Source organism: Streptomyces clavuligerus (assembly GCF_005519465.1).
Lineage (GTDB): Bacteria > Actinomycetota > Actinomycetes > Streptomycetales > Streptomycetaceae > Streptomyces > Streptomyces clavuligerus.
Genome location: NZ_CP027858.1, coordinates 1,704,411 through 1,723,916 on the forward strand (window position 1 = coordinate 1,704,411; position 19,506 = coordinate 1,723,916).

Below are 19,506 nucleotides of genomic sequence, written 5' to 3' on the forward strand. Positions count from 1 at the left end.
GGGCTAACCCTCCGGTTGCAGCGTGGTCTCCGGCACCAGCACCGAGACCAGGGAGCCGGTCACCGGGTCGACGGTCAGGCCGCGCCCCGGGGTGGGACGGCCCCGCAGCAGGTCGTACGGGAGCCGCACCCCCAGCAGATCGCCCTCGGCGGGCGACTGCGGCGACAGCAGCAGCCCCTTGCGGACCCGGCGGACCTGACCGAGCCAGCCGATACCGGCCGAGGTCAGGGTCTCCGGGGTGGCCGCCGCGACCAGTGCCTGCCCCCGGTCCCGGCCGGTGGCCGCCGTCTCCCTCAGCACCGGGTCGGCGGAGGGCATCTGGGCCAGCAGATCGGCGTCGTCGACCATGAGGACCACCGGCCCGGGGGCGGCGTCCAGCGCGGCGCGCACCTCGTCGGCCGTGGGGTCCGTGCTCTCCACCACGGTCGCCTGCGGATGCCGCCGCAGCCCCCGCAGCGGCGACTCCCTCGGGGTGAGGACCACGACCCGGGTCCCGGACGCCAGCAGCGAGACGGCGATCGCGGCGAGGGTGGTGGAACGCCCGGCCCCAGGAGGGCCGCTGACCAGGAAGGACGGGGCGTCGGCCGCGAAGTCGACGCCGATCGGGGCGAGATCGTCGCCACCGATGCCCAGCAGCCCCCACAGCGGGCGGCGCTGCGCCTCGGGCACCGCCGCGTAGGCGTCGGCGAAGCCGATCTCCCGGGGCAGCGAGAGCACCTTCGCGGGCCTGCGGGCGGCGGGCACCGCGCGGTCGCGCCGCTCGGCCCGGGCGCCGATGGCGCGCAGGGCCTCGGCCTGGTCCCGTCCGGTGGCCATGGCCCCGGCGGTGGCGGGCCCCGCGAGCAGCGCGATCTGGATCTCGGTGCCGCTCTGGCCGCGCCAGCCCCGGCCCGGGGGCACCACGGCGGGGATCTGCTTGGTGGAGATCCCGGCGAGGGTGTACTCGGTACGGTCGGTGAGCCGCAGCAGCAGCCGCTCGTCGTTGAGGGACGCGACCTTGCCGGAGAGCAGGGCCCGTTCGGACGTGGCGACGACATGGATGCCGAGCGGGGCGCCCTCGCGGATGAGGGCGGTCATCTCCTGGACGGGCCTGCCGCCGTCGTGGTCGCCGAGGAGGGCCGCCAGTGAGTCCCAGCCGTCGATCAGCAGCAGCAGATGCGCGGGGCGCTGCGCCTCGGGCAGCAGCGCCCGCAGTTCGCCGAGGCTGGCGGTGCCATGGGCGGTGAGCAGTTCCTGACGGCGGGCCATCTCGGCGATCATGCGGGCCAGCAGCCGGTTCAGCCGTTCCAGATCGGTACGGGGGACGACGGCGCCGCAGTGCGGCAGCGCGGTCAGCGCGGCGAGGGCGCCGCCGCCCGCGTCGATCCCGTACAGATGGACATCGGCACAGGAGTGACGGCGGGCGAGCGCGCCCGCGATGGTGCGCAGCACCTGGGAGCGGCCGGTGCGCGGGGTGCCGATGACGTAGAGATGGCCGAAGCGGCTCAGGTCGAGGGTGAGCGGCTCCTGCCGCTGGGCGCCGGGCAGGTCGGCCAGGGCCCAGGCGACGGGGGCGAGGTCGCCCTCCCCCGCGGCGGGTTCGGGCAGCTGGTCCAGGGTGAGCTGGTGCGGCAGCGCCGGGAGCCAGGGGCTGGGCTGGGCCGGGATGTCCAGGGCCGCGCAGGCGGCGCGGGCCGCCTCCACCAGGGCGGTCAGATCGGTGGCCGCGTCCGGGTCCTCGTACGCGTCGTCGCCGTCCTCGTCCCCGGTGTGCTCGGGGCCCGGCTCGGGCGCGGTCCGGCCGAGGAGGGACCAGGTGACCTCGCTGGTCCAGATCGCGGCGTCGGCCGCGGCCTCGGAGGTCTCCTGCTCCCGCCGCTGCTGTTCGCCGGGGCGCGGGGCGCCGACGAACGCGGTCTGGAAGGGCAGGACGGAACGGTGTCCGATCCGGGCGAGGGCCCGGCCGGGGGTGGTGGCCGAGATGGTGACGGCGTCGCTGACCTCCAGGACGTCCTGGCTGTCCAGGGTGTCGGTGACCCGCAGCGCGATCCGCAGATTGGTGTTGGCCCGGATGTCGGCGGTGACGACACCGGCGGGGCGCTGGGTGGCGAGGACGAGATGGATGCCGAGGGAGCGTCCGCGCTGGGCGATGGAGACCAGCCCGGGGACGAACTCCTGGACATCGCGGGCGAGCGTGGCGAACTCGTCGATGATCAGCAGCAGCCGGGGCAGCGCGGGCAGCAGCGGGTCGCGGCGGCGCAGGGCCCGGTACTCGGGGTGGTCCTTGGCCCCGGCGGCGGCGAGCAGGTGCTCACGGCGGGTCAGCTCGGCGGCGAGGGAGGTCAGGGCGCGCTCGACGAGATGGCTGTCGAGGTCGGTGACCATGCCGAGGGTGTGCGGCAGGTCGACGCAGTCCTTGAAGGCGCTGCCGCCCTTGTAGTCGACGAGGACGAAGGTCATCTCGTCGGGCCGGTTGGCGGCGGCGAGCGAGGCGACGAGGGTCTGGAGGAGTTCCGACTTGCCCGCGCCGGTGGTTCCGGCGACCAGGGCGTGCGGGCCGTCCTTGACCAGGTCGAAGGCGATCGGCCCGCTGTAGCCGACACCGAGCAGGGCGCTCGTGGACGCGGGGCGCTTGGCCCAGCGGCGCACGAGTTCGTCCCCGTGCGGGGGTTCGAGGTCCAGCAGCCCCAGCAGGCCCACCTTGTCGGGGAGGCCGTCGGAGCCGTCGGGGGTGACGTCGCGCACGGGGGCGAGGGCGCGGGCGATCCGCTCGCACCAGTCGGTGTCGACGAGGTCGGGGCGGATACCGGTGACATCGGCGCTGCCGGTGCGGCGCCAGGTCACCTCGCGGGCCTGGACGGAGCAGACGGAGACGCACTCCTCGGGGAGCATGCGCTCCTCGCGGTCGACGCAGAGCAGGAAGACCCGGACCGAGGGGCCCTCCTTGAGGACCTGGACCATGCCGGGGACGTCGCGCAGCCGCCGGGCGCCGTCGAGGACGACGACGAGATCGGGTTCGGCGAGCAGGGCGCCGCTCATGGCGGAGTCCCGGGCGCGCATCCGGGCCCGTACGGTCGAGACGAGTTCCTGGACGCGGTTGGCGACGGTCTCGGGGTCGTTGCCGAGGGTGACGGCGGGGCCGCCGGGGGCGCCGGGGGTGTGGCCGCCCTGCCCGGGGCGGGCGTGCGGCAGCCAGCGCACCCACTCCCAGCCGGCCGCGCCCGCGGGGTCGGTGAGCACGGTGAGCCGGACGTCGCGCGGGCTGTGCAGGATCGCGGCCTGGGCGACGGCCCAGCGGGCGAGCGCGGCGGCGGCGTCCCGTTCGCCCGCGACGCCGACGACGCCGTCCCCGGCGAGGTCGACACCGACGGGCATGTCGGGGATGGTCCAGTTGACGGAGCGGTGGTTGTCCTCGCGGGAGCTGTCGTCGATGGTCAGCAGGGACGGCTGGCCGACGGTGCCGACGCGCAGCAGCAGATGGTCGGCGTGGCCCCGGTGCCGCTCCCACAGCCGGGCCCCGGGGCCGACGGCCCACAGCCCGGCGGTCGCGGGGTCGGGCCCGCCCTCGGTGCGCAGGGCGCGCTCCCGGTCCACCTTCTTCAGGACATCGGCCTCCAGGGAGGCGCGGCGGGAGCGGTAACCGGCGACGGCGTCCAGGTACTCGCGGTAGCCGCTGCGGCGGGCGCTGAGCCAGTTCGCGAGCGCGAGCGCCGGGCTGAACAGCGCGAACATCAGATAGAAGTACGACTTGAAGATGGTGACCATGGCGATGCCGAAGACCATCGGCATCAGCACCATCAGCAGCGGTATGGGCCGGTTGGTGGGCGGCGGGGGCGGGGACGGCAGGACGAACCGCTCCGGCAGCAGCGGGGGGACGAGCCGCGGCGGGCGGTTGAAGTCGAGGTGCGCGCCGTCGGCGGAGGGCGCGACGGCGGCGTCGGCCTCGACGGGTTCGCCGATCCGCAGCAGATGCTCGCCGAGGACGAGTTCGCCGCCGAGGGGCCACTCCTGCCAGCCGCGCGGCAGCGGCTCGGCGGTGTCGGCGTCCGGGTCGGGGAGTTCGCCCGGGGGTTCGGGCGGCAGCGGCACGGCGTCGGCGCGGGGGCGCTCCGGGGGCGGCTGCGGCACGGAGGGCCTGACGTGGTCGGCGCCGCCGGTGCGGAGGAGGGCCGTGCCGTCGGGGCGCACGGTGATCCGTACGCCCCGGGAGGGCACGTCCCGCCCCGTCAGCAGGACGGCGCTGCCGGGGACCGGGCCGATCGCGTGGGTGCCCTGCCCGAGCAGCCACACCCGGCCCGCGCCCCGGCCGCCGACGAGGCGGAGTTCGACGAGGGCGGGGCGGGGCAGGCGCTCGCCGTCCGGCAGCCGCGAGGGCGGCGGCAGCTCGGCGCGCGCGGGGCCGTAGCCCGCGGGTTCGGGCGCGGCGGGGACGCCGATGCCGAGGCGGGAACCGTCGCGGATGCCCGCGACCCCGAGGGGGGTGTCGGGGGAGAGTTCCGCCCCGTCCAGGTGGAGGGCGGCGGCCGTCCCGTGCTCGGGGGTGAGGCGCGCCGCGAGGGCGCCGACGGTGGTCGCGCCGGGGGTGTCGAGGAGGACGTCACGGCTGAGGTCCGGGGTGTCGGGCGTGGTGACGCTGACGAAGAGTCTCATCGGTTGCGCGGAGTCCGTTCCGAGTCGTTGCCGGGCGCGGCCGGCGCCCTGTCCTGTCCCTGCGCGGCAGCCGACACACCGGCCCCACGCCCTGCGGGGCCCTCGGCCCCGGCCCCTTCCGCCGCCCCGTCCTCGGGCTCCAGAAGGTCCACCCGGCCGCCGTCGGCCACCGCCGGGCCCTGGGGCTCGTCGAAGTCCCCGCCCGCCGGGGGCACCGCGTCCTCGCCCCACAGCCGGGGGTCACGCGGCCTTTGCGGCGTACCTGCGGCCGCCAGGCCGCCGCCTCCGTCCCGGGGGGCACGAGCGCCCTCGGTCCCGGCGGCGGCCCGCCCCCCGGAGGAGGCACCGCGCGACACGGCCCCCGCCGCACCGGCGGCCGGGATCTCCGGCACGGACGCGGCCCCGCCATCCGGTGCCCCGGAGGCGCGAACACCCGCGTCCCCGGGGCGTACGGGACCGTCGGCACCCGGCCCGGCCACGTCCCCACCCGGGGCGGCGGCACCGGCACCGGTCGGCGGAGGCCCCTCACCCGACCGGGAGCCACGCGCCTCCGCAGCCGCGGACGGGACACCGGCACCGGCACCGGCACCGGCACCGGACGATCCGCTGCCTGTGCCACCGTCCGCCGTGGCGGACGCGGCGGACACTGCGGACGCGGCGGAACGGGACCGGGCGGGGGCGTCCCCGGGGACGGGGGGACGCGTGGGCCCTCCGCCGGTACCCGACGCGGTCACGGCACCGCCGGGGGCCCCGGCACCGGCCCGGGACGCCGCTCCGCCGTCCGCGCCTCCGGGAGCACCCGTGGTCCCGGACCGCACGGACCCGGCGGCACCGGCCGACGGACTGCCGTCCTGCACCGGCGCGCCCTCCGTACCGCCGAAGCGCCCGCCGCCCGGTGCCCCCTGGCGTACGGGACCGTCGGCACCCGGCCCGGCCAGGTCCCCACCGGAGGTCGCACCGCGCGACGAGGACGCCGGTCCGCCGCCCGTGTCGCCGAGGACACCGCCGTCCGCCGCGGCGGACGCGGCCGAACGCGACCGGGCGGGGGCGTCCCCGGGGACGGGAGCACCCGTGGTCCCGCGCCGCACGGACCCGGCGGCAGCGGCACCGGCCGACGGACTGCCGTCCGCACCGCCGCCCCGCGCCGGGGGCAGTTCCCCGGGCTCGGTCAGGTCCTCGGCAGAGGCGGCGACGGAGGCGCGTGGTGCGGGTACCGGCGGGCCGGTGGTGGGTCCGGGCTTCGCGAGGCTGTAAGCCGTGCGGGGGTCGGGGGGCGGGGCGGAGGCGGCCGTGGTCACCGGCGCGATCGCGGGCGCGGCGGAGCGCGGGGGCTTCTCCAGGGAGGTTTGCGGGCGGCCCGGCGGGGTGGGGGCGTCCGGGGGGACGGAACCGCGGCGGCGGTGGCGGCGGAGAGTGCGGCTCACGGCCGTCGCGAGCGCGGCGGACTCGACGTCGACGCCGAGCCCCGGCCCGAGCAGCCGTCCGCCGGGCTCGGCGTGCAGGCTCCAGCAGCGGCCCGGCACGCGGGCCCCGCCGACGAGCGCCCGTACCCGGCCGGAGGCGCAGAGCCCGGCCAGCCGGGCCCGCTGCTCCCCGGTCGGGGCCCAGCAGACCACCACCGGCGGCTGCCCCGCCGCCCCGTCCACGAGGCCGTCACGTCCGTCGTCGGGGCTGTCGAGGCCGTCGAGGACGGCGTCCAGGTCCCGCCCCGGGTAGCGGGCGTGCACCCCGCGCGTCACCTCCACGTCCGGCCCGCCGGGAACCCGTTCGAGCTGCGCGGCCAGCGCCTGGAGGACACTGCGCGCGGTCCGCTGGTCGCCCTCCACGCCGATCGCGGGCGGCCCGTCCGCCCAGTCCACGGCGACCGGACCGGCGGCCGTCCGGTCCACGCCCAGCGCGAGCAGCAGCCGCCCGGCGGTGGGCTCGTCGGCCCTGTCCGCCCCGCCGTTCCCGCCGTTCCCGCCGTTCGCGTCGGCCTCTGTGGCCTCGTCCGTCGGTGCCGGCAGTACCGAGTCCACCGGCGCCGACCAGCTCCACCCACCGGGCGCGGCGGAGACGTCGTGCCACGGCGCCACCGGTTCCACCGGGCTGCGCCCGGTCACGACGACGGCGACCCGGTCGCGCTCGGGGCTCAGCCCGACCGCCGCGCCGTGGCAGCCCGTGCCGGAGGAGCGTTCGGCCGCGTCGAGCGCGGCGGTCATCGCGGCGGGCGCGGACGGGTCCGCGAAGTACGCGGTCAGCGTCCGGACCCGGCGCCGGTGCACCCGCCGGGCCCGCACCGGCTGGGTGAAGGCCCGGCGGGTCGTCCTGATCTCCCAGACGAGCCGGCGCCAGGCCGGCCGCACGCCGCCCTGGGCCCGGATCGCCCGTATCAGCCACCACAGGAGCAGCACGAAGGCGGTGGCCAGCCCGATCAGGATGACGGACGATCTGCGGTCCGGCAGTCCGAGGGCCAGCAGCGCGGAAGCGGCGGACGGCGCCCCGGCGGTCACGCGCCGCACCTCGCGGTGGACGGGGCGCGGAGCCGGGGTGTTCCGGGCGGATGGGAGGGCACGGGAACCTCGCGGGGGCTGGGTCGTCGGGTGGGGCCGACGCCGGTCCGGCCGCCGGGGCCTCGTCGAGCGTGCGGGCGACAGCAGGGGACCGACATCGAGCTACAGGGAGAATTCTCCGCCCGGGTTCCCCGCCGGGGCTCCTTCGCGACAATCATGGCTTGAATTCGACCGTCACATCAGTCACCTGCGGCTCTCTGAGCCCAAGCGCTCCAAACAAGCCAGCTCCCCCGCCACTCGCACCCTTCGTCCGCCCGCCGTCCTCCCTTTGTCCGCTCTTCATCCACCTTTCGTCCGCCCTTCGTCCGCACTCCCGGGAGGGAACGGGACACTGTCGGCCGCACCGCCCCTCCCGCGTAGGGTGACCGCATGACCGCCACCCCCGACGACGCCCCGCGCACCCGGCCCGTGCGCGTCGTCCTCGCCGACGACGAGGCCATGATCCGGGCGGGGGTGTGCGCGATCCTCGCCGCCGAGCCCGGCATCGAGGTGGTCGCCGAGGCGGCCGACGGGCACGAGGCGGTCGAGCTGACGCTGCGCCACCGGCCGGACGTCGTCCTGCTGGACGTCCGGATGCCCCGGTTCGACGGGCTGCGCGCGGCCGAGGAGATCCAGCGGGTGGCACCGGACACGGCGGTCGTGATGCTGACGACGTTCTCGGAGGACGAGTACATCGCCCGCGCGCTCGACTCCGGGGCGAGCGGCTTCCTGCTCAAGGCGGGCGACCCCCGGGAACTGATCGCCGGGGTGCGGGCGGTGGCCGACGGGGCCGCCTGTCTCTCCCCCGAGGTCGCGCGGCGGGTCATCGCCCGGCTCGGCGACGGCCGTCTCTCGCGCGCCTGGGCCGCCCGGCGGACGCTGGAGCCGCTGACCCGACGGGAACGGGACGTGGTCGCCCTCGTCGCCGACGGCCTCTCCAACGCGGAGGTCGCCGAACGGCTCCATGTCGTCGAGGGCACCGTCAAGGCGCACGTCAGCGCCGTGCTCGCCCGGCTCGGCCTGCGCAACCGGGTCGAGCTCGCGATCCTCGTGCACGAGGCGGGCCCCGTCCACCGAAAGTCGTAGCGCCCCGGGCACCTTGCTCCGGACCCGCGCCGCAAACCGTACTTTCGGTGGGGGCCGGGGCTTTGCCCCCTGGGGCAGAGTTGAGGGCATGCGCCGAGAAAGGACCCGTGACACCCTCGCCGACCTCGCACTCTGGGCCGTGCTCTGCTGCCCCGTGCTGCTGTGGTCCGCCCCGAGCGGCGGTGCCCCCTGGGCGGTGTCCGCCGCCGGGTGCGCCCTCCTCGGCCTCGCGGTGCTGCTGTGCCGCCGTGCCCCGCTGCTGTCGCTGGGGATCGCCGTCGCCCTCTCCGCCCTCGAACACCCCCAGCTCATCAGCCCCGAGTACACACTCGCGCTGCTGGTCTTCGGCTGTCTCACCGGCCGCCGCTCACCCCGGGCCCGCCCCGCCGCCCTCGCGTTCGCCGCGCTGGCCGCCAGCTGGCCCCTCGTGCTGCTCGCCACCGGCGGCGATCTGTGGAAGTGGCCCGGCCAGATCGCCGCGGTGTTCTTCGCCGTCGTCGTCCCCTGGCTGGTGGGACGGTACACGCGCCAGTACGCCGAACTGGTGCGCACCGGCTGGGAGCTGGCGGAGCGGATGGAGCGCGAGCAGCGGGCCGTGGCCGACCGGGAGCGGCTGCGGGAGCGGTCCCGGATCGCCGGGGACATGCACGACTCGCTGGGCCACGATCTGTCGCTGATCGCGGTACGGGCCGCCGCCCTGGAGGTGGACCGCACGCTGAGCGGACCGCAGCGGGAGGCCGCCGGGGAGCTGCGGCGGGCGGCGGCCGACGCCACGGCCCGGCTGCGGGACATCGTCGGGGTGCTGCGCGCCGACGGCGAACGGGCGCCGACCACGCCGGTCGGGGACACGGTGCGCGCGCTGGTGGACCGGGCCCGGGACGCGGGTCTGGAGATCACCCTCGCCGAGGAGGACACCCGGCCGGGCCCGGACGGCGGGCCCGGTCCGGACGGCGGGCCGGGCTCGGACAGCGGGCCGCACGGGGCATCACCGCTGCCGGAGATGGTGGACCGCGCGGTCCACCGGGTCGTCCAGGAGGCCGTCACCAACGCGGCCCGGCACGCGCCGGGCGCGGCCGTCGCGGTCGCGGTGGTCCGGGAGCCGGAGGCGGTCCGGGTCACGGTGGGCAGCGGCCCGGCGCGGCGGGCGCCGGGGCGCCCGGGGAACGGCAGCGGTCTGGTCGGGCTCGACGAGCGGGTGCGGCTCGCGGGCGGCAGCCTCGCCCACGGCCCCCGCGCGGACGGCGGTTTCACGGTGGAGGCCCGCCTCCCGGCCGCCGCCGACCACCCAGGGACCCCCGCGCCACCGTCCCCCGCCACCACGTCGGAACGGGAACTGGACCGGGCCCGGCGCCGGGTGCGGCGCGGGCTGTGGCAGGCGATCACCGTCCCCGTGGTGGCGCTCGCGGTCCTCGGCGTGGCGTTCTTCTTCATCGACGAGCACTTCCGCAACCGGAGCCTGCTGGAGCGGGAGCGGTACGACCTGCTCCGCATAGGCGACACCCGCGCGGACGCCGATACCCGGCTCCCCGAGCAGGCCCTGGAGCAGCGGCCCCCGGGGGTGGACCCGGAGCCCGCGGACGCGGGCGAGTGTCGGTACTACCGGGTGCGCAAGTACAGCGACGACAGCGCCTACCGGCTCTGCTTCCGGGACGACCGGCTGGTGTCCAAGACGGTGGTCGAGGACGTGCCGAACGAGGAGTTCCGCGACGGCGCCGACAGCGGCTGACTTGCCGGGGCCGACCGGGGCCGGCACCGGGCACACCCGTGCCGGAGCGCCGTCCGCGGGCACGGAATCACGCGCGCTCCCAGGTGATAGCGGGCGCGGAGGCAACCAAACCGCCCTCTGCTCTGTCCGGACACGGGAGACGGGAAGATCGCCGGGCCTGGCCTCTCCCCGTTCCGCTGTCCTTGTTGTTGGTCACCGTTGCCCCTAGTTGTTGGTCACCGTTCTGCTCGTCCCACCGACCCGGCACTGAGGAGTACGTCATGACGTCACAGCGTTCGATCCTGGGCTGCACCCTGGTCGCGGCGGCAGCCGCGAGTCTGCTCACGGCACCGGCGGCGTCCGCCGCGCCGCTCACGGACCCCGCCTCCGTTTCCGTCGCCCGGCCCGACGACTTCGACGGCGACGGCTACCGCGATGTCGTCGTCGCCGCGCCCGACGCCCAGGTGGGCCAGGTGAGAGCGGCGGGTCAGATCGCCGTCCACTACGGCTCGGCGAGCGGCGCGGTCACCACGCGCAGACAGACCTTCCACCAGGACTCGCCCGGGGTACCCGACCAGGCGGAGGAGGGCGACCGCTTCGGCCACGCCCTGGCCACCGGCGACCTCGACCGGGACGGCTACACCGACCTGGTCGTCTCCACACCTCTGGAGGACTACCAGCCCCAGTTCGAGAACCAGGGCATGCTCACCGTGGTCTGGGGCGGGAGCCAGGGGCTCGCGGGCGCGGCGACCGTCCTCGAAGGCCCCATCCGCGAAGGACAGAACGGCACCCTGCTGACGGCCGGGGACTACGACGGCGACGGGGACACGGACCTCGCCCTCAACCACAGTCACAAGGATCTGCGGATACTCTCGGGGCCCTTCGGCCGCGACGGTTCGGCCGCGGCGAGCAACACCTTTATCACCGGCGGTTTCTACCAGCGGGTTTCCCATCTCGCCACCGGTGACATCAACGGGGACGGCAGGGACGACCTCTTCTCCGTGCGGAGGCTCACGGACATGCCGCAGCGCGACACCCGGGGCACGGTCTACTGGCTGGGCGCCCCCGGCGGTCCGAGCGGCCCGGGGACGCCCGTGCTCGCGAACCAGGAGACCACCTCCTTCGGCGGCGACGAACTCGCCCTGGGCGACGTCGACAAGGACGGCTACGACGACCTCGTCATCGCCCGGTACGACGAGTACACGGGTACCGAGCCCCCGCCGCCCGCCGCGCTCGGCGGCAAGGTGACCTGGATACCGGGGTCCGCGCAGGGCCCGAAGGGCGATCTGGCCCAGCACATCAACCAGGACACCCCCGGGGTGCCCGGCGCGGCGGAGGCGGACGACGCCTTCGGCAGCGGGGTCGCGGTCGGCGACATCGACGGGGACGGCTACGCGGACATCTCGGCGGGCGTCCCGTCCGAGGAGCTGAACGGGACGGCGGGCACCGACCACGGCGCGGTGGTCACCCTGCGGGGCGGCCCGACCGGCCCGACCGGCACCGGGGCCCAGTCGTTCAACCAGAACACGGCCGGGGTGCCCGGCGCGGCGGAGGCCGGTGACGCCTTCGGCCGGACCACCGCCCTGATCGACACGGACGGCGACGGCCGGTCCGAGCTCTTCGCGGGAGCCCCCGGCGAGAACGTGAACTCCGGCGCCGTATGGTCCTTCGACGCCACGCCCTCCGGCCCGACCGCCCAGGGCTCGGTCTCCTTCGGCCCGGCCGCCACGGGCATCCACCCCGACGGCGCGGCGTTCGGCTCGGCCTTCCAGGACTGACCCCGGGCCCGGACCGCCCATGGCCCGGGGCGCGCACGCCCACAGCCCCGGGCCGAAACCCCGAAGCCGTGACCCGGGCCTGCCCCGACGACCCGGCACCGGCCCGGAACCCACGCGCCCGGCCGGAACAGGAGCACGCGCCGGAGCACGTGCTCCGGGCCCGGCCCTCGCGGCCCCGGGCAGAGCACGGCCCCCACGGCCGATGGGGCGCCGTGGCCCCGCGCGGTCGCCCGAGGGCCCGAGCCCTCCGCCCGGAGGCCGCACCGGGGACGAAAGCCCAGCCCCTGGAGACGACCGGGTACGCCCGAAGCCGCGCCGAGCCCGGTGCCCACAGACACGAGCACAGACACAGGAACAGGCACAGACACGGGCACGGGCACGGGCACACCCGCGGAGGACCCGGAGTCCGGCGCCGTCGCCCCGAGGGGCCCGAGCCCCCACCCGGGAGGCAGCCCCGGGATGGAACCGAAGGCCCCGGGGCCCGAGCGGACCCGGGCCCCGCGCCGTCACCCCGGGACTTCAGGGGCGACCTGAGCCCGGCGCACGGCCGCCCGACCTCTGCCGGAGGCCCGGCGCACCGCCGCCGAAGGGGTCAGGGGGTCGGGCTGCGGTCGCCCGGCAGGGAGACCAGGCCCGGGTCGGTGTGGGAGGCGAGCAGCGGGTGGCACGGGAGTACGCGCACGGTGTAGCCGAACGGGCCGGTGCGGTCGGGGGTGAGCGTGCCCTCGTACATCCGGCGGCCCTCCAGGTCCGCGCCGCCGACCGGCTTCAGCGGGGAGACCCGGGCGTCGGCGATGGCGTCGTCCGGGTCGACGCGGCCCGCGACCGCCTGGACCTCCACATCGTCCGGACCGAGCGTGCCGAGGGCGACCCGGGCCCGGACGGTGAGTGCCGCCCCCAGCTCGGCCCGGCCGCGCGGGCCGGGCCCCGGGGGCTCGGCCGGGGCCCCGGGGGACTCCGGGGCCTCGATCGGCTCCACGGTCTCCACATGGTCGACGGCCACCCCGCCCCACTCCGCGAGCACCCGCGCCTTCCAGCGCGCGAGTTCCCGCGCGGTGTCCCGGTCCAGCGCCCGATGGGCGCGGGCGGCGGGCGCGTACAGCCGTTCCACATACTCCCGGACCATCCGCCCCGCCAGGACCTTCGGCCCCAGGACCGCCATGGTCCGGCGGACCATCTCCACCCAGCGCCGGGGCAGCCCCTCCGGACCCCGCTGGTAGAAACACGGCGCGACCCGGTTCTCGATCAGGTCGTAGAGCGCCACCGCCTCCAGGTCGTCGCGGCGCTCCTCGTGCGCGGTGGACCCGTCGGCGGTGGGGATCGCCCAGCCGAAGTCCGGCTCGTACCACTCGTCCCACCAGCCGTCGAGCACGGAGAGGTTGAGCCCCCCGTTCAGCGCGGCCTTCATCCCGCTCGTCCCGCACGCCTCCAGCGGGCGGAGGGGGTTGTTCAGCCAGACGTCGCAGCCGGGGTAGAGCTTCTGCGCGAGCCCCATCCCGTAGTCGGGCAGAAAGACGATCCGGTGCCGCACCCGGGGATCGTCGGCGAACCGCACCAGCTCCTGGATGAGCCGTTTGCCGCCGTCGTCGGCGGGGTGCGCCTTGCCCGCGACGACGATCTGCACCGGCCGGGACGGGTGGAGCAGCAACTCCCGCAGCCGGTCCCGGTCGCGCAGCATCAGTGTGAGCCGTTTGTACGAGGGGACCCGGCGGGCGAAGCCGATCGTGAGGACGTCGGGGTCGAGGACCTGATCGACCCAGCCCAGTTCGGCGGCGCCCGCGCCGCGCTGCCGCCAGGAGGCGCGCAGCCGGGCGCGGACCTCGCCGACCAGCCGTTCACGCAGGGTGCGGCGGAGGTGCCAGATCTCGGCGTCGGGGACGTCCACCACCGCGTTCCACAGCTCACAGCCGCCGGTGGCGAGCGCCTCCTCGGCCCTGCGGGCGCCGATCCTGCGGGCGCCGAGCCGGTGCACCTCGGGCGCGATCCAGGTGGGGGCGTGGACCCCGTTGGTGATGGAGGTGATCGGCACCTCCTCGGGGTCGAACCCGGGCCAGAGCCCGGCGAACATGCCCCGGCTGACCGCGCCGTGCAGGGTGGAGACGCCGTTGGCGCGCTGGGCCAGCCGCAGCCCCATCACCGCCATGTTGAAGAGCCCCGGATCGCCGTCGGAGTAGGTCTCGGTGCCGAGCGCGAGGATCTTGTCGACGGGTACGGAGGCCAGCTCGGCGCCGGTGCCGAAGTGACGGGCGACCAGGTCCCGGTCGAAGCGGTCGATCCCGGCGGGCACGGGGGTGTGGGTGGTGAAGACGGTCCCCGCGCGCACGGCCTCCAGCGCCGCGTCGAAGTCGAGGGGCGCGCCGAAGTCGAGCGGCGCGCCCGCACCGGGGCCCGCACCGGCACCGGTCCCCGCGCCGGGGCCCTCGTCTCCCCCCGCGTCGCCGCCCTCGGCGCACTCGCCGTCCCGGTCGCCCCGTGGCCCGGTGCCGCCCCACTGCGGCCCGGTGCCGTCCCCGTGCGCCTCGCCCAGCTCCCGGATCCGTTCCAGACCGAGGAATCCGGCGTGCCCCTCGTTGGTGTGGAAGACCTCGGGCGCCGGGTGGCCGGTGATCCGGCAGTACGCGCGGACCGCGCGCACCCCGCCGATGCCGAGCAGCATCTCCTGGAGCAGCCGGTGCTCGCTGCCGCCCCCGTAGAGCCGGTCGGTGACCTCGCGTTCGCCGCGTTCGTTGTCCTCGATGTCGGAGTCGAGCATCAGGAGCGGCACCCGGCCGACCCGGGCGAGGTGGATCCGGGCGTACAGACAGCGCCCGGCGGGCAGGGCGAGGGTCACCCGGGCGGGGGTGCCGTCGGGTTCGCGCAGCAGGGTGACGGGGAGTTCGCCGGGGTCGAGGACCGGATAGTGCTCAAGCTGCCAGCCGTCGGGGGAGAGCGACTGGCGGAAGTAGCCGTGGCGGTAGAGCAGCCCGACCCCGATCAGCGGCACCCCGAGGTCGCTCGCGGCCTTGAGGTGGTCCCCGGCGAGGATGCCGAGTCCGCCGGAGTACTGCGGCAGTGCGGCGGTGACGCCGAACTCGGGCGAGAAGTAGGCGATGGCGGCGGGCAGCGGGCCGCCGTCGGGGCCCTGCGGATCGCGGCGCTGGTACCAGCGGGGGCCGTGCAGATACTCGTCCAGGTCGGCGGAGGCGTCGCTCAGCCGCCGCAGAAAGCTCCGGTCCCGGGCCAGTTCGGCCAGTCGCGCGGCGGAGACGGAGCCGAGCAGCCGTACCGGGTCGGCTCCGGCCGCGCCCCAGCCGCCCGGGTCGGCCGAGCGGAAGAGTTCTCGGGTCTCGGCATGCCAGGACCAGCGCAGATTGCGGGCGAGCTCGCCGAGCGGGCGGAGCGGCTCGGGCAGCACGGGGCGCACGGTGAGTCGACGAATGGCCTTCACGGGGTCCACCTTCGCAGGGGAGACGTCCGTCCCAGGGGACGCACGGCGGTGCGTCGCCGCCGGGGAGCCCCCAGGGAGCCACGGGGGGCGGCCGGGGCCGGGCCCGGTCGGTCCACCCGGGTGAACCGGTTCTCCTGCCCCGTGCCCAGCCGCCCAGACATCAACAAAACCGTTACAAATTGCATTTAACAGACACATGCACTCCGTCCCGCGGACCGCACCCGTCACACCCTCCTGCCACGCCCCACGCCCCACAGCTCACGCTCAACAGCTCACGTCCCACGCCTCACGCCCCCACACCCACGTATCCGCGCATCCGCGTATCCACGCACCCACCCGGCGCCCGGCACCCCCCGCGAGCCTCCGCCCGGTCCCCTCCCGTCCCCCCGTCCCGTCCGCACAGCCCCCGGTGGTGAGCCTCATGATCGGCCGTATCCCCGTCCTGGACGTCCGCCCGTGCGTCGGCTCGGGACGGCGGCCCGCCAAAGCCGTCGTCGGCGAGACCTTCCAGGTCACCGCCACCGTCTTCGGCGAGGGCCATGAGGCCGTCGGCGCCAACGCCGTCACCCGGGACCCCGCCGGGCGCCCCGGCCCCTGGACCCCCATGCGGGAGCTGTCCCCCGGCTCCGACCGCTGGGGCGCGGAGATCACCCCCGACACCGAGGGCCGCTGGAGCTTCGCCGTCGAGTCCTGGAGCGACCCCGTCACCACCTGGCTGCACCGGGCCCGGGTCACCGTCCCGGCCGGGATCGACACCGCGCTGGTGCTCGCGGAGGGCGCCGAGCTGTACACCAGGGCGGCCGAACAGGTGCCCAAGCGGGACGGCCGGGAGACCGTCCTCGCCGTGGCGGACGCCCTGCGCGACCGGCGCCGTCCCCCCGCCGCCCGGCTCGCCGCCGCGCTCGCCCCCGCCGTCACCGCCGTGCTCGCCCGCCATCCGCTGCGCGAACGGGTCACCCTCTCCCGTCCGATGCCGCTGCTGGTGGAGCGCCGCCGCGCCCTGTACGGCTCCTGGTACGAGCTGTTCCCGCGCTCCGAGGGCGCGGTCCTGGCCCCGGGCGCCCCGCCCGTCCCCGGCACCCTGCGCACCGCCGCCCGGCGGCTGCCCGCGATCGCCGCCATGGGCTTCGATGTGGTCTATCTGCCGCCCGTCCACCCCATCGGCACCACCTTCCGCAAGGGCCCCGACAACTCCCTGCACCCCGGCCGCCACGATGTGGGCGTGCCCTGGGCGATCGGCTCCCCCGCGGGCGGCCATGACGCGCTCCACCCGGAGCTGGGCACCTTCGAGGACTTCGACCACTTTGTCGCGGTCGCCAGCTCGCTGCGCCTGGAGGTCGCGCTCGACTTCGCGCTCCAGTGCTCCCCCGACCACCCCTGGGTGCGGGAGCACCCGGAGTGGTTCCGCCACCGCCCCGACGGCACCATCGCCTACGCCGAGAACCCGCCCAAGAAGTACCAGGACATCTATCCGATCTGCTTCGACCGGGACATGGACGGCCTGGTCAAGGAGACCGTGCGGCTGCTGCGGCACTGGATGGACCACGGGGTGCGGATCTTCCGGGTGGACAATCCGCACACCAAGCCGGTGGTCTTCTGGGAGGCGGTGCTCGCGGAGATCGCCCGTACCGACCCCGACGTCCTCTTCCTGGCCGAGGCGTTCACCCGTCCGGCGATGATGCGCACCCTGGCCACCGTCGGCTTCCACCAGTCGTACACCTACTTCACCTGGCGCAACACCAAGCAGGAGCTGACGGAGTATCTGACCGAGCTGGCCGGGGAGAGCGCCGCCGTCATGCGCCCCAACTTCTTCGTGAACACCCCCGACATCCTGCCCGCGCCGCTCCAGGGCGCCGGGCTGCCCGCGTTCGCCGCGCGGGCGGTGCTGGCGGCGACGCTGTCGCCGAGCTGGGGGATGTACGCCGGTTACGAGCTGGGCGAGAACACCCCGCTGCGGGAGGGCTCCGAGGAGTACGCGCGGTCCGAGAAGTACGAGCTGCGCCCCCGGGACTGGGCCGCCGCCGAGCGCCGGGGCCGTACGCTCACCCCGCTGATCACGGCGCTCAACCGGATCAGACGGCGCAACCCCGCCCTCCAGCAGCTCCGGAACATCGCCTTCCATCACACGGACAACGACAGCGTCCTCGCGTTCTCGAAACGCTCCGCCGGCAACACGGTCATCGTCGTGGTCAACCTGGACCCCCACCACACCCAGGAGGCCACGGTCTCGTTGGACATGCCGCGGCTCGGCCTCGCCTGGCACGAGCCGGCACCGGTGTGCGATCAGCTCACCGGGGAGTCCTACCACTGGGGCAGAGCCTTCTTTGTGCGCCTTGAGCCGGGCCGTACGCCCGCGCACATCGCGGTTCTGCGACCGTCCCCGCCGATCGGAGGGTCACCCACATCATGATCGTCAACAAGCCCGTCCACGACCTGTTCGAGGACACCCCGGCCAAGGACCGCGATCCGGACTGGTTCAAGCGGGCGGTGTTCTACGAGGTCCTGGTCAGATCGTTCCAGGACAGCAATGGCGACGGCGTCGGAGACCTCCGGGGTCTCACCGCCAAGCTCGACTATCTCCAGTGGCTCGGCATCGACTGTCTGTGGCTGCCGCCCTTCTTCAAGTCGCCGCTGCGGGACGGCGGTTACGACGTCTCCGACTACACCGCGGTGCTGCCCGAGTTCGGCGACCTCGCCGACTTCGTGGACTTCGTGGACGCGGCCCACCAGCGCGGTATGCGGGTCATCGTCGACTTCGTCATGAACCACACCAGCGATCAGCACGAGTGGTTCCAGCAGTCCCGCAGCGACCCCGAGGGCCCGTACGGCGACTACTACGTCTGGGCGGACAACGACAAGCAGTTCCAGGACGCGCGGATCATCTTCGTCGACACCGAGACCTCGAACTGGACCTTCGACCCGGTGCGCAAGCAGTACTACTGGCACCGCTTCTTCTCCCACCAGCCGGACCTCAACTACGAGAACCCGGCGGTCCAGGAGGAGATCATCTCGGCCCTGCGCTTCTGGCTGGACCTCGGCATCGACGGCTTCCGGCTGGACGCCGTGCCCTACCTCTACCAGGAGGAGGGCACCAACTGCGAGAACCTGCCCGCCACCCACTCCTTCCTCAAGCGGGTCCGCCGGGAGATCGACGCGCACTACCCCGACACCGTGCTGCTCGCCGAGGCCAACCAGTGGCCCGAGGACGTCGTCGACTACTTCGGCGCCTTCGAGGGCGGCGGCGACGAGTGCCACATGGCGTTCCACTTCCCCGTCATGCCCCGGATCTTCATGGCGGTGCGGCGCGAGTCCCGGCACCCCGTCTCGGAGATCCTGGCCAAGACCCCGGCGATCCCCCAGAACTGCCAGTGGGGCATCTTCCTGCGCAACCACGACGAGCTGACCCTGGAGATGGTCACCGACGAGGAGCGCGACTACATGTACGCGGAGTACGCCAAGGACCCGCGGATGCGGGCCAACATCGGCATCCGCAGACGGCTCGCGCCCCTCCTCGACAACGACCGCAACCAGATCGAGCTGTTCACCGCGCTGCTGCTGTCGCTGCCCGGCTCGCCGATCCTCTACTACGGCGACGAGATCGGGATGGGGGACAACATCTGGCTGGGCGACCGGGACGGCGTGCGCACCCCGATGCAGTGGACCCCGGACCGGAACGCGGGCTTCTCCTCCTGCGACCCCGGGCGGCTCTACCTCCCGGTGATCATGGACCCGGTCTACGGCTACCAGGTCGGCAATGTCGAGGCCGCGATGTCCAGCCCGTCCTCACTGCTGCACTGGACCCGGCGGATGATCGAGATCCGGAAGCAGAACCCGGCCTTCGGGCTCGGCTCGTACACCGAGCTGCCGTCCTCCAACCCCGCGGTGCTCGCCTTCACCCGGGAGCACGGGGACGACCTGGTGCTGTGCGTGCACAACTTCTCCCGGTTCGCGCAGCCCACCGAGCTGGATCTGCGGCAGTTCGCCGAACGGCACCCGGTCGAGCTGATCGGCGGGGTGCGCTTCCCCGCGATCGGGCAGTGGCCCTATCTGCTCACCCTCGCGGGCCACGGCTTCTACTGGTTCCGGCTCCGCAGGGACCCGGCCGCGGCCCTCGCCGCCCAGGCGTAGCCACCGGACCCCGGGGCCCGCGCGCCGCGGCCCCGGCTTCCGCTTCCCGAGCCCGGCACTCGGGGCCACCGGCTCCCGCGTGCCCGGCGCTCCCGGGCCCCGCGTGCCCAGCGCTCCGGGCCCCCGCCACCCGTCCGGGGCGGTTTCCGCCGCCCCGGACCGGGCACTCGCGCCGGGCACTCGGACCCCGCCCCCGCGCGCCGCCCGACAGTCAATGCCGCA

At 75.3% G+C, this 19,506-nt stretch carries 8 protein-coding genes; 5 read left to right on the forward strand and 3 right to left on the reverse strand.

The features are described 5' to 3' along the window. Positions 1–3 precede the first annotated feature (3 nt). Both CRV15_RS06790 and CRV15_RS06795 read right to left on the reverse strand, forming a co-directional pair. Positions 4–4,629 carry an FtsK/SpoIIIE domain-containing protein gene (locus CRV15_RS06790; RefSeq protein WP_003961900.1) on the reverse strand — a complete coding sequence of 1,542 codons (4,626 nt, stop codon included), beginning with the start codon at positions 4,627–4,629 and terminating at the stop codon, positions 4–6. Next, positions 4,626–7,121 carry a hypothetical protein gene (locus CRV15_RS06795; protein WP_009997594.1) on the reverse strand — a complete coding sequence of 832 codons (2,496 nt, stop codon included), beginning with the start codon at positions 7,119–7,121 and terminating at the stop codon, positions 4,626–4,628. The genes CRV15_RS06790 and CRV15_RS06795 overlap by 4 nt, the downstream gene beginning before the upstream one ends. 429 nt (positions 7,122–7,550) lie before the next feature. On the opposite strand from CRV15_RS06795, the gene CRV15_RS06800 reads away from it, so the two are divergent. The 3 genes from CRV15_RS06800 to CRV15_RS06810 all read left to right on the forward strand — a co-directional run bounded on the left by CRV15_RS06800 (position 7,551) and on the right by CRV15_RS06810 (position 11,729). Beyond that, entirely contained in the window at positions 7,551–8,246 is a 696-nt protein-coding gene (locus CRV15_RS06800; RefSeq protein ID WP_003961898.1) for a response regulator, read from the forward strand. A gap of 88 nt (positions 8,247–8,334) precedes the next feature. Continuing rightward, positions 8,335–9,972, forward strand: coding sequence for a sensor histidine kinase (locus CRV15_RS06805; protein WP_003961897.1), 1,638 nt, complete (start codon positions 8,335–8,337; stop codon positions 9,970–9,972). Positions 9,973–10,232: 260 nt separating this feature from the next. After that, entirely contained in the window at positions 10,233–11,729 is a 1,497-nt protein-coding gene (locus CRV15_RS06810; protein ID WP_003961896.1) for an FG-GAP and VCBS repeat-containing protein, read from the forward strand. A 592-nt stretch (positions 11,730–12,321) separates the two neighbouring features. Here the strand turns inward: CRV15_RS06810 and glgP are convergent. Beyond that, positions 12,322–15,156, reverse strand: a complete 2,835-nt coding sequence (gene glgP / locus CRV15_RS06815; protein ID WP_009997592.1) for an alpha-glucan family phosphorylase — start codon at positions 15,154–15,156, stop codon at positions 12,322–12,324. 421 nt (positions 15,157–15,577) lie between these two features. Here glgP and CRV15_RS06820 point away from each other — a divergent pair, with 421 nt between their 5' ends. Both CRV15_RS06820 and treS read left to right on the forward strand, forming a co-directional pair. Continuing rightward, entirely contained in the window at positions 15,578–17,566 is a 1,989-nt protein-coding gene (locus CRV15_RS06820; protein WP_009997590.1) for an alpha-1,4-glucan--maltose-1-phosphate maltosyltransferase, read from the forward strand. After that, on the forward strand, positions 17,563–19,284 hold the full coding sequence (gene treS / locus CRV15_RS06825; RefSeq protein ID WP_003952356.1) for a maltose alpha-D-glucosyltransferase: 1,722 nt from the start codon (positions 17,563–17,565) through the stop codon (positions 19,282–19,284). Before CRV15_RS06820 ends, treS begins: the two co-directional genes overlap by 4 nt. Positions 19,285–19,506: the final 222 nt, after the last annotated feature.

Coding starts and splice junctions, on each gene's coding strand:
- treS (WP_003952356.1), top strand. CDS start 17,563: ATGATCGTCAACAAGCCCGTCCACGACCTGTTCGAGGACACCCCGGCC.
- CRV15_RS06805 (WP_003961897.1), top strand. CDS start 8,335: ATGCGCCGAGAAAGGACCCGTGACACCCTCGCCGACCTCGCACTCTGG.
- CRV15_RS06810 (WP_003961896.1), top strand. CDS start 10,233: ATGACGTCACAGCGTTCGATCCTGGGCTGCACCCTGGTCGCGGCGGCA.
- CRV15_RS06800 (WP_003961898.1), top strand. CDS start 7,551: ATGACCGCCACCCCCGACGACGCCCCGCGCACCCGGCCCGTGCGCGTC.
- CRV15_RS06820 (WP_009997590.1), top strand. CDS start 15,578: ATGATCGGCCGTATCCCCGTCCTGGACGTCCGCCCGTGCGTCGGCTCG.
- CRV15_RS06790 (WP_003961900.1), bottom strand. CDS start 4,629: ATGAGACTCTTCGTCAGCGTCACCACGCCCGACACCCCGGACCTCAGC.